At 70.6% G+C, this 12,879-nt stretch carries 12 protein-coding genes and 2 tRNA genes; 10 read left to right on the top strand and 4 right to left on the bottom strand.

Annotated elements, in window-relative coordinates:
• The first annotated feature begins 50 nt into the window (after window positions 1–50).
• Window positions 51–1,463, top strand: a complete 1,413-nt coding sequence (locus ABT324_RS06790; RefSeq protein ID WP_351172807.1) for a cytochrome P450 — start codon at window positions 51–53, stop codon at window positions 1,461–1,463.
• A 231-nt stretch (window positions 1,464–1,694) separates the two neighbouring features.
• Here ABT324_RS06790 and ABT324_RS06785 read toward each other — a convergent pair whose 3' ends face one another.
• A complete protein-coding gene (locus tag ABT324_RS06785) occupies window positions 1,695–1,892 on the bottom strand; it encodes a DUF397 domain-containing protein (protein ID WP_351172804.1) in 198 nt (65 codons plus the stop codon).
• A gap of 197 nt (window positions 1,893–2,089) precedes the next feature.
• Between ABT324_RS06785 and ABT324_RS06780 the strand changes: the two genes are divergently transcribed.
• From ABT324_RS06780 to ABT324_RS06770, 3 genes are all read left to right on the top strand, one after another.
• Window positions 2,090–2,557 carry a DUF4352 domain-containing protein gene (locus ABT324_RS06780; RefSeq protein ID WP_351172801.1) on the top strand — a complete coding sequence of 156 codons (468 nt, stop codon included), beginning with the start codon at window positions 2,090–2,092 and terminating at the stop codon, window positions 2,555–2,557.
• A 336-nt stretch (window positions 2,558–2,893) separates the two neighbouring features.
• On the top strand, window positions 2,894–3,679 hold the full coding sequence (locus ABT324_RS06775; RefSeq protein ID WP_351172798.1) for a L,D-transpeptidase: 786 nt from the start codon (window positions 2,894–2,896) through the stop codon (window positions 3,677–3,679).
• Window positions 3,680–3,726: 47 nt separating this feature from the next.
• Window positions 3,727–4,158: a hypothetical protein gene (locus ABT324_RS06770; protein WP_351172795.1), complete on the top strand. Its 432-nt coding sequence runs from the start codon at window positions 3,727–3,729 to the stop codon at window positions 4,156–4,158.
• A gap of 210 nt (window positions 4,159–4,368) precedes the next feature.
• Here ABT324_RS06770 and ABT324_RS06765 read toward each other — a convergent pair whose 3' ends face one another.
• On the bottom strand, window positions 4,369–5,832 hold the full coding sequence (locus ABT324_RS06765; RefSeq protein WP_351172792.1) for an MFS transporter: 1,464 nt from the start codon (window positions 5,830–5,832) through the stop codon (window positions 4,369–4,371).
• A gap of 74 nt (window positions 5,833–5,906) precedes the next feature.
• Here ABT324_RS06765 and ABT324_RS06760 point away from each other — a divergent pair, with 74 nt between their 5' ends.
• The gene (locus ABT324_RS06760) at window positions 5,907–6,800 is read left to right on the top strand and encodes a sigma-70 family RNA polymerase sigma factor (protein WP_351172789.1); all 894 of its coding nucleotides are present in this window, start codon (window positions 5,907–5,909) and stop codon (window positions 6,798–6,800) included.
• 55 nt (window positions 6,801–6,855) lie between these two features.
• Here ABT324_RS06760 and ABT324_RS06755 read toward each other — a convergent pair whose 3' ends face one another.
• Both ABT324_RS06755 and hisC read right to left on the bottom strand, forming a co-directional pair.
• The gene (locus ABT324_RS06755; RefSeq protein ID WP_351172786.1) at window positions 6,856–7,764 is read right to left on the bottom strand and encodes a serine hydrolase; all 909 of its coding nucleotides are present in this window, start codon (window positions 7,762–7,764) and stop codon (window positions 6,856–6,858) included.
• A gap of 129 nt (window positions 7,765–7,893) precedes the next feature.
• The gene (gene hisC / locus ABT324_RS06750; RefSeq protein WP_351172783.1) at window positions 7,894–8,952 is read right to left on the bottom strand and encodes a histidinol-phosphate transaminase; all 1,059 of its coding nucleotides are present in this window, start codon (window positions 8,950–8,952) and stop codon (window positions 7,894–7,896) included.
• A 186-nt stretch (window positions 8,953–9,138) separates the two neighbouring features.
• Here hisC and ABT324_RS06745 point away from each other — a divergent pair, with 186 nt between their 5' ends.
• The 5 genes from ABT324_RS06745 to ABT324_RS06725 all read left to right on the top strand — a co-directional run bounded on the left by ABT324_RS06745 (window position 9,139) and on the right by ABT324_RS06725 (window position 12,789).
• Window positions 9,139–9,804, top strand: coding sequence for a dienelactone hydrolase family protein (locus tag ABT324_RS06745; protein ID WP_351172780.1), 666 nt, complete (start codon window positions 9,139–9,141; stop codon window positions 9,802–9,804).
• A gap of 140 nt (window positions 9,805–9,944) precedes the next feature.
• Window positions 9,945–11,936 (top strand): acetoacetate--CoA ligase, encoded by a 1,992-nt coding sequence (locus tag ABT324_RS06740; protein WP_351172777.1) that lies wholly within the window; start codon window positions 9,945–9,947, stop codon window positions 11,934–11,936.
• Window positions 11,937–12,016: 80 nt separating this feature from the next.
• A tRNA-Ser gene (locus tag ABT324_RS06735) sits at window positions 12,017–12,106 on the top strand.
• Window positions 12,107–12,147: 41 nt separating this feature from the next.
• Window positions 12,148–12,220, top strand: a tRNA-Arg gene (locus ABT324_RS06730).
• 353 nt (window positions 12,221–12,573) lie between these two features.
• Complete coding sequence (locus ABT324_RS06725; protein ID WP_351172774.1) at window positions 12,574–12,789, top strand: hypothetical protein; 216 nt, start codon at window positions 12,574–12,576, stop codon at window positions 12,787–12,789.
• Window positions 12,790–12,879 lie beyond the last annotated feature (90 nt).

Below are 12,879 nucleotides of genomic sequence, written 5' to 3'. Positions count from 1 at the left end.
CCGGCGACGTGCTTCTGTGGGAGGGGGCCCGCTTCGCAGGGAGGTCGCCGGTGACGACTCGGACGCTCGTCAGGCAGTTGCAGTCCACGATCTACCAGGCCGAGCGGCGGGCCTCCGCGGTCCGCCCGCTGGCCGCGCCGCCGCCCGGCTCGGGCCTGCGGCCGGTGCTGGGCAACCAGGGACTGCCGGTCATCGGGCACACGGTCAGCGTGCTGACCGACCTGCTCGGCTCCTCCCGCCGGCGGTACGAGGAGTTCGGGCCGGTGTCGTGGGGCGTGACGCTCGGCACCAAGGCGGTGAACGTGATGGGGCCGGAGGCGCTCGAGGTGGTGGCCGCCAACCGGGACAAGGCGTTCGCCAACGAGGGCTACTACAATTACCTGATCGGCCCGTTCTTCCGCCGCGGCATCCTGCTGATGGACTTCGAGGAGCACCTGCACCACCGGCGGATCATGCAGCAGGCCTTCACCCGGGAACGCCTGGTCGGCTACCTGGACGCGATGACCCCGGCCATCGACCGCGAGCTCGCCAAGTGGCGGCCGGGCGAACGGTTCCCGATGTACACCGCGGCGAAGCGGCTCACCCTCGACCTGGCCACCGAGGTGTTCGTGGGGGAGGAGCCCGGCGCGGACGCGGACCGGCTCAGCCAGGCGTTCGTGGACGCGGTGCACGGCGGTCAAGCGCTCGTGCGCGCCGACGTGCCCGGCGGCACCTGGGCGCGGGGCCTGCGCGGGCGCCGGTTCCTGGAGGACTACTTCCGGGAGCGGATCCCGGCGAAGCGGGCAGGGGACGGGCAGGACCTGTTCAGCGTGCTGTGCCGGGCCGAGACCGAGGGTGGCGACCGCTACTCGGACGAGGACATCGTCAACCACATGATCTTCGTGCTGATGGCGGCGCACGACACCAGCACGATCACGCTCGCCATGGCGGCCCACTACCTCGGCAAGCACCCGCAGTGGCAGGACCGCGCCCGCGAGGAGGCCTTGGCGCTGGGCAAACCCGCTGTCGAGCACGCCGACCTGGACCGGTTGCCGCTGCTGGACATGGTGGTGAAGGAGTCCATGCGGATCAACGCCCCGGTGGGCGGGTTGTTCCGCGAGACCGTCAAGGACACCGAGATCCTCGGCCACCACATCCCGGCCCGCACCAAGGTGGTCGCCCAGATCTACGCGACGCAGCGGATGGCGGAGTGGTGGCCGAACCCGGACGTCTTCGACCCGGAACGCTTCGCCGAGCACCGCCGCGAGGACAAGGTGCACCGCTACGCGTGGGCCCCGTTCGGCGGTGGAGCGCACAAGTGCATCGGCATGCACTTCGGCACGATGGAGGTGAAGGCGATCCTCCACCAGCTGCTCCTGCGCTACCGCTGGACGGTGGACTGGGACTACGAACCCCCGCTGCGCTACGGCACCGGCCCGATGCCCACCGACGGCCTCCCCCTCCACCTCACCCGCCGAACCTGACCGCGGGGCCATCGGTCCGCACCAGGCTCACCTCTCGGATTCCGCCTGGTCGCTGGAAAGCTCCCGGGGCGGGGGAGAAGCCGATCTGATCGCGTCGAATCCGCAGCCGGACGGCGGCAGGCTGCCGAGTCCCGGTCCTGCGAGTAGCGGACCCGACCTGCCCTGTCGAAGCAGGTCTCCCCGGCCCTGCCGTCACCGGCTCCCGCGCTGAGCGAAGACCGGTCCCAGGACTCAGCGGTCCAGGCGCCCCGCCTTGACGGTCGCCAGGAACGAGTCCCACGAAGGCTGGCCCACGCACAACATGCCACCGTCGCGGTCCTTGGTGTCACGGATGTAGGTGGCGGCCTCGATGCCCCCGACCTCGCGGCGTCGAGCCGGACGGCCGGTCGGCGTGTCGTCTTCTCCCCGCGCGCCGACCGACCACCCCACTAGGGGTTCCTGATCCTTAGTGCAGTTCGAAGATTCTTCAGAACATTAGCCCATTCTGGTGAAATTTCTGGTTCCGGCGTGCCAGGGTCTGGCCTGACACCCCAACCGAACATCTCTCTGTGCGAGGAACGTTGAACAGGCTGATTGCACCCCTGGCCGCTGCGCTGTTGATCGGGCTGGCAGGCTGCGGTTCCGCTTTGCCGACCACGACCCAGACCGACTCCGGCAGCTCGGAGGCTGAGCAGGCGGCCGAGGAGACCACCAGCGGTCCGGTGGCCTTTGGGGAGTTCGCCGAGGTCAAGAAGGACATGGGCGCCCGCCTGAAGGTGTCCATCGGCGCGCCCGCCGACTACACCGCCACGGACTCGATCTTCGAGCCGGAGGTCGGCAAGTTCGTCTCGGTCAGCGCTCAGGCCGAACTGCTGGCGGGTACCGTCGAGAACATCAGCGAGGACGAGTTCACCCTGGTCGACGCGCAGGGTAACCGCTACGAGCCGACCACCGTGTCGCTGGACGACATGTTCCTGCACCTGCTCTCCGAGGGGGAGCCGGTCTCGGGGACGATCGTCTACGACGTCCCGGCGGACGCCTCCGGCTTCACCGTCGAGTACGAGCCGACCGACCTGAACGAGAAGTCGTTGGGCGTGCTCGCCAGCTGGAAGTAACCTCCGGCATCCCCTGGCCGGGTTGTTCGAGCCCCTTCCGGGCTTGAGCAACCCGGCCTTTTTGTCGCTCGGGAGAGCTAAAAAAGCCACACTATTGAGTGATCAGGACTCGGTAACGAATCGGTCCACTCGATCAAGCTGGCCTGTTTGTCCTGTTCAGGCGGTGGTTGCGCCACTTCTCGCAGTGATCGGCCCACGTCAACGGCTTGCGGTGCCAGGTTAGCGTCCGTCCGGCATTTGATCTCCCGCAGATCACAACGCCACCCGCACAGGTGCCCCGGTCGAACACCGGACCTCCGTAGGGCACCTGCACCGCAGGAAGGCCAGGAGCCGAACATGAGTACACGGACCGCCGCTGCCCGGCGCAGGATCCAGCTGGGTGCTGCACTCGGCGCGCTGTGCGTCGCGCTCACGGGCTGCGGCGCCCAGGCCGCCGAACCCGCCCAGCTGATGGCCCGCGCCGACCTCGGCATGCAGGCACCGGCCAGCACCTTCACCGAATTCCCCACCGCGCCGGGGGACCCGGATCCCGGAGGGGACACCAGCGGCGTGGTCCTGCGCGTCAAGCAGGACATCGCGCTGCACCACGCGCCCGGCGGTGCGGTGTTCGCCAAGCTGCCCGCCAAGCAGCTGGAGAACCCCACCTGGGTGCCGATCATCGCCGAACGCGGGCCGTGGGCGCAGGTGCTGCTGCCGTCCCGCCCGAACGGCAGCACCGGTTGGGTCCGCACCGACGGCCCGGTCGAACGCGCCCGCACGCCCTACGTGGTCGACGTCGACATCGACGCCCGGCGCCTCGTGGTGCGCAAGGACGGCGCACCCATCGGCGAATGGGTGGTCGGCGTCGGAGCGGACGGCTCACCCACCCCGCGCGGCCGGACCTACATCATGGCCGCGATCGAGGAGACGGTGACCAAGTTCAGCCCGATCATCCTGCCGCTGGGCACGCACTCCAACACCTTCAGCACCTATGGCGGCGGCCCCGGCACGGTCGCGCTGCACGGCTGGCCCGAACCCTCCGTGTTCGGCCAGGCCAGCAGCGACGGATGCGTCCGAGTGCCCGACGATGCGCTCCAGCTGCTCACCACCCTGCCGCTGGGCACTCTGGTCCACCTGCGGTGAACACCGCGGATGGAAAACCCCCGAAAGACGAGGAATTGGGAGGAGCTATGCGTAGAAGTGCTTGCCTCGCAGGCGCGTTCGTCGCTGGCGCAGGACTGCTCGCCGGAGCCGCTCCGGCGTTCGCCGACAGTGCCGACAACGACGGCATCAACATCGGCAACGACAACAACCTGAGCGTGCTGCCGGTCCAGCTGTGCGGCAACAACATCACGGTGATCGGCGCGGTCGTGTCGATCCTGTCGCCGCAGGCCAACGAGTGCGTCAACGCGCCGATCCTGGACCACCCCCAGGACGTGCCGCCGAAGCTGGACCCGCCGCCGGTCGAGAGCTCGACGCCCCCGGACGACGGAGTGGTCCCCCCGCCGGTGGTCAAGGACCCCCCGCCGGTGCAGCACACCACGCCGCCGGCGGACCCTTCGGAGCTGCCCACCGCGCCGACCCCGGCGCTGGTGCGCGGCCACCACGCGGTCACCGGCTGACAACGGGCAATCGCCACCTGAACGGGTGCAACACGCCGTTCAGGCTGGCGGGACCCCGAGATCATCACTACATTCCGGAGCTGCGTAGATCGCTACGCGCTCCACGTGGCCGTCCCGGCTCGGACGACCACACCCCCTGCGGTGGTGCCCGGCGAAGTACTCCCCCTCTCTTCGCTGGGCACCACCGTTTTTGCGGGCCCTCCCGCGCGCTCAGCCCACTCGGGATTGCTCGAACACCCGCAGCGACAGCCACGCGGCGACCAGGAGGCTCGCGGCGCACACCCCGAGGGCGACGTGGTAGCCCACCTCGAACGCGGTGCGGGCCGCGGCCTGCACGTGGTCGGGGACGCCGCGGAGGTCGCCGGTGGCGATGCCGGAAGGCCAACGCTCCTGCCCGAACTGCGATGCGGACCAGGTGTGCTGGGTCGCGGCCGCACCGGCGGCGCCGACGATCGCGAGCTCGGCCGCGGTGCCGAGCTGGCGAGCGGAGTTCAGCACCGCCGACGCGGCACCTGCGACGGACCCGGGGACATCGCGCATGGCCACGTGGGTGATCCCGGGGACCAGCAGTCCGAAACCGACCCCGGCGACCAGGTAGCCGACCGCCGCGACCAGGAACGGGGTGGTGGGGGTCAAGGTGCTCAGCGCTGCCACGCCGAGCGCTCCGGCCGCGCAGCCCGCGGTCACGGTGGCCCGAGGAGTGAAGCGCTGGCCGAGTTCCCCGGCCGCCTGCGCGGCGATCAGGAACGGGACGTTCAACAGCAGCCACGACAGGCCGGTGCGGAGCGCGGACCAGCCGAGGACGTTCTGGAACAGCAGGCTGACGTAGTAGAGCGTGCCGCTGAAGGCCAGGTAGCTGGTGAAGTAGATGGCGCAGGCGCCGGTGAACGCCGCGCTGCCGCGCACTGCCCTCGGCACCAGCGGATCGCTGGCGCGGCGCTGCCATCGGACGAACGCGGCGAGCGCGAGCCCGCCGACGACGAGGGGGATCAGGATTCGCGCTGGGTCCCGGTCGGTCGCGGTGATCAGCCCGAAGGTCACCGATGCCAGCCCCGCCGACGCGAGCGCGACACCCGGCACGTCGAGCGGCCGCGGCTCCGACGTCGCGGCGGCTCGCGGGACCGCCAGGAGGATCAGGACGGCCGTGACGACGACGATCGGGAGGTTGATCCAGAAAATGCTCGACCAGCCGAAGGACGACAGCAGCAGTCCCCCGGCTATCGGGCCCGCGCCGAACCCGGTGCCGCCGATCGCCGCCCACCAGCCGATCGCGCGACCACGCCGGTCCGGTGGGTGGGTGTCGGTCAGCACGGCGAGGGTGAGCGCCAAGATCGCTGCGCCGCCGACGCCTTGACCGACGCGGGCACCCACCAGCGCCGCCGGGCCGGGCGCCAGCGCCGCTCCCGCGGAGCAGGTGCCGAAGACCGCGAGACCGGCCAGCAGCACGAGCCGGTGGCCGAACCGGTCGCCAAGCGCGCCCATCAGCGGGATCAGCGCAGCCAGCCCGAGGGCGTACCCGCTGATGATCCACTCCAACGCCCCGGGGGATGCTCGGAGCGCGCGTTGAATCGTCGGGAGACCGACGTTGACGATGGTGACGTCGAGCTGGATCGCGAAGCCCGCCAGGCACAGGGCCAGCAGCACCAGACGTCGTCGACGGGAATCGGGTGTCACATCGTGCTCCTGTCACGTTCTCGCTCGCAGGCGTGTCACAGGCACTGACACCCCGCCGAACGAGGACGTGACCGATGGACCCCGCAGAACAGCTCAGCAGGCACTTCGAGGAGAACCGGCACCGGCTGACCGCGCTGGCCCGCCGGATCCTCGGCAGCTGCGCGGACGCGGAGGACGCCGTGCAGGACGCCTGGGCCCGCCTCAGCCGTCCCGGCGCGACGGACCTCTCCGCCGTCACCAACCTCGACGGGTGGCTGACCACGGCCGTCTCGCGCACCTGCCTCAACAAGCTCAGGGCCCGAGCCGCGCGCCCCGAAGGCCCGGTGGACGCGACCGGTCCCGAACTCCACCTCCGACCGGACCAGGACCTCGACCCAGCGGATCAAGCCCTGCTCGCCGAGCAGGTCGGCTTGGCGCTGCACGTCGTCCTGGGGAGCCTGACGCCGCCCGAGCGCCTCGCGTTCGTGCTGCACGACTCGTTCGGGATGCCGTTCGACGAGATCGCCGAGGTCCTCGGCAAGTCGACCGAGGCGACCCGCAAGCTCGCCAGCCGCGCCCGCCGCCGGGTGCACGCCGGGGGTCCGGCCGAGATCGAGACCGACGCCGCCCGCCAGCGCAGCGCGGTCGACGCCTTCTTCGCGGCGTCCCGCGACGGCGATCTCGACGCGCTCCTCGCCCTGCTGCACCCGGAGATCACGTTCCGCGCCGACGGCGGCGCCACCAGACCTGCCGCGACAGCCACGATCCGCGGCCCGGAGCGGGTGGCGAGACGCGCTGCGGCTTTCGCCATCCCGGACGCGGTGCTCCAGCCGGTCGCGGTGAACGGCAGCGCGGCGGTCGTCGTCCGCGCCAACGGCCAGCCGGTCTCGATCATGGCATTCGTGATCTCCGGCGGCCGGATCGCCCAGATCTACTCGCTGCTCGACCAGCCGCGCGTCAAGCGCCTGGTCAACGGTCTCGCACGGTGAAAACAACTTCGCCGCTCACCTCGGATTGGTGAGCGGCGAAGCCGTTGCGCGTTGGTCAGTTGGTGGTGCGGTCCAGGAGCTTGGTGAGGGCCGTGGTGGTCTTGGCCGCTTGCTCCCAGCTGGTTTCCTCTGGTTCCAGGGTGAGCAGGACGATGATCTTGTCGTCGTCGTCGACCGTGCCCGTGGTGTGCATGGCTCGGCGCTTCAGGTCGATGTCGGTGGCCGCTCGGGCGGTCAGCGGGGCTTCGGCCGGGGCGATCCGGCGGGCTTCCTGGACCTCCGGGGAGGCCATGACCCGGGCGGTCATCGCCGGGTCGCTGGAGTCCTCGCACTCCTCGCCGGGCTCCGGGCCCTCGCCGAAGCCGGACCAGCCCTGCTTCACCGCGCCCGGCTCCTCGACCGCGCTGGGGATGCCGAAGGACTGGTCGAAACCGTCACCCGCGCACTGGGTGTGGGCGCGCAGGTTGGTCAGCATGAACTTGCGGACCTCCGGGGCGGCGTCGTCCAGGATGTACTGGTAGACCTTGGCGACGTCGGCCGCGCTGACCGCGGTGTAGCCCCACACGCCCGGCTGCTCCGCCGGCGGGGGAGCGGTGTCGGTCAGGCCGATCTTCGACACCATCCGCTCGATGATCTCCTGCTGGCCGCCGCGCACCCAGAACACGCTGGCCGCGTCGTCGTTGCTGGACCGCAGCATCGGTTCGAGCAGCGCGCGGTCCTCGTCCGGGATCGCCTCGCCGTCGAGGTTCTCCAGGTAGTCAATGGCGATGAGCAGCTTCACCAGCGAAGCCGACCGGAACTTCTGGTGCTCGTTCGCCTTGGCCTTCGTCTCACCGGAATCCGCGTCGACCACGACGTACCCGGTGGTCACATCGCTCGGCGCCGCGTGGACGGGAGGTGCCGCGAGCAGAACCGCAGCGGTCGCCGTCGCCAGACCAGCAACGGCCTTCTTCGTGAAATTCAATGAGCAGTCCCATGTGTGTTTCGTTTCGCCCGCGCCACGAACTCTACGTCGACGATGTTGAAACTTGATCACACGCGGGGGACGGTTTCGGCGCACCCGGGGAACCCGCGTGCGCCGAACCGGGAACCACTAGTCCACCCGGGGGAACGACTTCGCTGCCGCGAGGAAGGTGTCGTTCTCCTCCGGCTGGCCGATCGTCACGCGCGCCCCCTCGCCCGCGAACGCCCGGACCACCACGCGGTTCTGCAGGCAGTGCTCGTTGAAGTCCGCGGTGCGCTCACCCAGCGGCAACCAGACAAAGTTCGCCTGAGTCTCCGGGACGTCGTAGCCCAGGGCCAGCAGCTCGCGGTGCACCCGCTCCCGCTCCGCGACCACGCTCGCGCAGCGCTTGCGCAGCTCGTCCTGGGCCTCCAGGGACGCGATCGCGGCGACCTGCGCGAGCGCGTTGACGCTGAACGGGATGATCACCTTGCGCAGCGCGGCGGCGACCTCCGGCGGCGCGATCGCGTAGCCCACGCGCAGGCCCGCCAGGCCGTAGGCCTTGGAGAAGGTGCGCATCGAGGCCACGTTGCCGCGCTCCCGGGTGATCTCCACGCCGTCCGGGGCGTCCGGGTCGCTGACGAACTCGAAGTACGCCTCGTCCAGGACCACCAGCACGTCCTCCGGCACCCGGTCCAGGAACGCGTCCAGCTCCGCCTTGCGCAGCAGCGTGCCGGTCGGGTTGTTCGGGGTGCACACGAACATCAGCCGGGTGGCCGGCGTGATCGCGGCGAGCATGGCCTCCAGGTCCAGCGCGTGCTCACCGGTCAGCGGCACCCGCACCTGCTTGGCGCCCACGACCTGCGTGATGATCGGGTACGCCTCGAACGAGCGCCACGGGAAGATCACCTCGTCCGCGGCGGTGCAGGTGGCCTGCACCAGCTGCTCGCACAGCGCCACCGAACCGCAGCCCACGGCGATCCGCTCCGGCTCCACCCGGTAGTGCGCGGCCAGTGCCTCGGTCAACCGTCCGACACCCATGTCCGGGTACCGGTGCACCTCGCTGGCCGCCTGGTTGATGGCCGCCACCGCGCTGGGCAACGGACCCTCGGAGACCTCGTTGCTGGCCAGCTTGATCGAACCGGGCACGGTCCGGCCCGCCACGTAAGCGGGCAGCTGGTCGAGGTCGGCACGGGTGCGCACGCTCATCTTCTACGACTCCTTCGAGGTCGGTCACGCTGACGTTAACCCGTCCGGAGCCCGCGCAGCAGCCCCGTGTCCGACTCCGGTCAGTGCCACCCGTTGCCGCGAACCGGTGATCTTGTGCCGTACTCGCTGGTCCGACTGGATGACGTTGTTGACTGGTGTTCACCTGGGCGTGATTACCTGCACGGCATGACCGAAACCCGGACCGAGACGATCGCGCTCACCGACGGCACCGAGTTGCGGCTCACCGTGGCCGAACCGGACAACGTGGTGCGCGGCGGGCTCGTCTTCCTGCACGAGGCCCGCGGGGTCACCGACCGGGTGCGCAGGCTGAGCAGCGCCCTGGCGGAGGAGGGCTGGCTCACCGCCGCACCGCACCTGTACCACGGTGACGACGATCCCGACCAGGTCCGGCGGCTGTCCGGCGACTCGATCCTGGCCGACACCGACGCGTCCTTCCTGTGGCTGTCCGACCAGGGCGTGCCCACCGACCGGCAGGGGATCATCGGCTTCGACATCGGCGGCACCGCGGCGCTGGTGGTGGCCGCGAGCCGCACGCTCGGCGCGGCGGTCAGCGTCGGCGGGCGGGGCATCCTCGAACCGCTGTCCGACGGGCTGCCCCCGCTGGTGGAGATCGCGGGTGAGCTGTCCTGCCCGTGGCTCGGCCTGTACGGCGACGACGAGGGCGTGGACGCGGGCGAGGTGGACAAGCTCCGGGAGGGCGCGGACACGGCGTCGGTGGTGACCGACGTGGTCCGCTACCCGGGCGCGGGGCACCGCTTCGACCGCGACCCGGAGGCCGCGGCGGAGGCATGGAGCCGCGCCCGCAACTGGCTCGACCTCCACCTCCGCTGAGTTCCAGCCGCCCGACCTGCGCGGATCCAACGGGGATCGGACGCCTGGTCCCCGGTTGGGGCCGCGTGGCACCTCGGGCCGGTAAAAGGGCAGCTCATCCGGGGTGGCTGGGTGGGGGTTCGGTGGGTTAGGAAGGGCGCATGACCTCGCGCACCGAACCCGCCTCGAACCCCGAAGTGCTGTGGCAGCCGAGCGACGAGCGCGTGGCTGCCAGCCGGATGGCCGCGTTCCGCGACTGGCTGCGTGCCGAGCGCGAACTCGCCCTGCCCGACTACCGGGCGCTGTGGGAGTGGTCGGTGTCGGACCTGCCCGGGTTCTGGGCCGCGATCGCGGACTTCTTCGACGTCCGCTTCCACCGCCGCGCCGACCGGGTGCTGACCGCCGAGGTGATGCCCGGCACGGAGTGGTTCCCCGGCGCGACGCTGAACTACGCGGAGCACGCCCTGCGCGCAGGCGCGGGCAAGGGCGACGACGACCTCGCGGTGATCTTCGCCCGCGAGGACGGCCGCCGCGAGGAGATCACCTACGGCGAGCTGCGGGCCCGCGTGGCGGCGGCTCGCGCGGCGCTGCTGGACCTGGGGGTGCGGATCGGCGACCGGGTCGCCGCGCTCGCGCCGAACTGCCCCGAGACGCTGGTGGCGTTCCTCGCCGCGGCCAGCCTCGGCGCGACCTGGTCGTCGTGCTCCCCGGACTTCGGCGCGCGGGCGGTGGCGGACCGGTTCGTGCAGATCGAGCCGAAGGTGCTGATCGCGGTCGACGGCTACCACTACGGCGGCCGCCCCTTCGACGTCCGCCCCACCGTGGACCGGCTGCGCGAGCAGATGCCGGGGCTGGCCGCGACCGTGCTGGTCGACTACGTCGGCGGCGGCTCGGTGGAGGGCGCGCTGAGCTGGGACGACCTGCTCGCGCAGCACCGCGGCGCGCCGCTGGACTTCGATCCGGTGCCGTTCGACCACCCGCTGTGGATCCTGTACTCCTCCGGCACCACCGGCCTGCCGAAGGGCATCGTGCACGGCCACGGCGGCATGGTCCTGGAGCACCTGAAGGTCATCGGGCTGCACTGCGACCTCGGGCCCGGCGACCGGTTCTCCTGGTTCACCACGACCGGCTGGATGATGTGGAACTTCCTGGTCGGCGGCCTGCTCAACGGCACCACGCTGGTGCTCTACGACGGCAGCCCCGGCTACCCGTCGCTGTCGGCGCTGTGGGAGCTGGCGGCCCGCAGCCGGGTCAACTTCTTCGGCACCTCGGCCCCGTTCATCCAGAACTGCCTCAAGCACGACCTGCGCCCGAAGGACGACTTCGACCTCTCGGCGCTGCGCGCGGTCGGCTCCACTGGCGCGCCGCTGAGCACCGACGGCTTCCGCTGGGTGGCCGACGCGATCGGCGCGGACGTGCAGATCGCCAGCGTCTCCGGCGGCACCGACGTGTGCACCGCGTTCGTGGGCTCCGCCCCGGACGTCCCAGTGTGGCTGGGCGAGATCTCCTGCCCGATGCTCGGCGCGGCGGTGGCCTCCTACGACGAGCACGGCGCGGAGCTGCACGAGGAGGTCGGTGAGCTGGTGCTGACCAAGCCGATGCCGACCATGCCGGTGTCCTTCTGGAACGACCCGCACGGCTCGCGGCTGCGTGAGGCCTACTTCGAGGCCTTCCCCGGCGTCTGGCGGCACGGCGACTGGGTGCGCCTGACCGACCGCGGCTCGGTGGTGATCTACGGCCGCAGCGACTCGACGCTCAACCGCGGCGGCGTCCGGATGGGCACCGCGGAGTTCTACCGGGTGGTGGAGGGCTTCGACCAGGTCGTCGACTCGCTGGTGATCGACACCTCCGGCGCCGGGCGGACCGGCGGTGAGCTCCTGTGCTTCCTGGTGCTGACCGAGGGCGCGTCGCTGGCCGACGTCCAACCCGAGCTGGAGGCCGCGCTGCGCAGCGAGCTCTCGCCCCGCCACGTGCCGAACCGCTTCCTCGTCGTGGACGAGGTGCCGCGCACCCTGAACGGCAAGAAGCTGGAGGTTCCGGTGAAGAAGATCCTCGCCGGCACCCCGCCGGACCGGGCGGTCAGCCGCGACGCCCTGCAGAACCCGGCGGCCCTGGACGCGTTCGTGCAGCTCAGCGCGGATCTGCGGGGGTGATCGCGGCCCAACTGGACCCCCCTTGCAAAGGGGTTGAACGGGGCGTGTAGTCTTTTCTCCGGTGGCCGCGAAGGACGCCGGGAGGCTTCGCCTAGTCTGGTCTATGGCGCCGCACTGCTAATGCGGTTGGGGGTTACGCCCCCTCCCGGGTTCAAATCCCGGAGCCTCCGCAGCGGTTCCCACCGTAAGGTGGGGACCCACAATTGAACAAGCGCCCGTAGCTCAACGGATAGAGCATCTGACTACGGATCAGAAGGTTTGGGGTTCGAATCCCTACGGGCGCGCGTCTGGTCGAGACAGCAAGGACCCCCTCCAGCAGGGGGTCCTTTGCTGTGCAGGGACTGGATGGCTGCGGTGCCTTCCACCTCTTGTCGTGGTGACCGGGGTCACTCCTTCTGTAGGTGTGAGCCACCGCTCACCCCGGCGAGGTAAGGGGAGCCGGTACCCGCTCGGCGAGCGTCGCGACGGGCAGGGCGCGGCACGCCGAAGCGACTCGGGGCACTGGTCTAGCCGGGCGGGCTTTCGGGAATGCGAGCCGTGTGTTCGGGCAGAGTTCGGTCTTGCCCCCCGGTGCTCCTCGTCACCCGCTCCTAGTTTTGGGTGGACGTCGTAGTTCGACCCTAAATGGGAGTGCGGTATGACTCGTCGGATTCTGGCCGGTGCCGCGTTGGCCACGTGCCTGCTGGGGCTGGGGGCGCCCGCCGCCATGGCGGCGGACTGGCGGTACGTCGCCTCCGGCAGCCGGGACTACGTGGACGCCGAGTGCGCCCAGGGCAAGAGGTTCGGCGCGTGGAGTGAGTGCGACATCCGCAAGCGCGGTGACGGCACTGGTTGGGACCTCTACGTGAGGTGACCCCGCGGCCGCGCCTGTGGTCGAGACCGCTGGAAACCCCCTCGAGCAGGGGGTTTTCGGCTTTTCGGCGGCAGCCTGCCCTGCCGATCA

It is taken from the genome of Saccharopolyspora sp. NPDC000359 (genome assembly GCF_040300525.1).
Lineage (GTDB): Bacteria > Actinomycetota > Actinomycetes > Mycobacteriales > Pseudonocardiaceae > Saccharopolyspora.
Note: the sequence above shows the minus strand (reverse complement) of the source record. Positions and strands in the feature narration are given on the sequence as shown.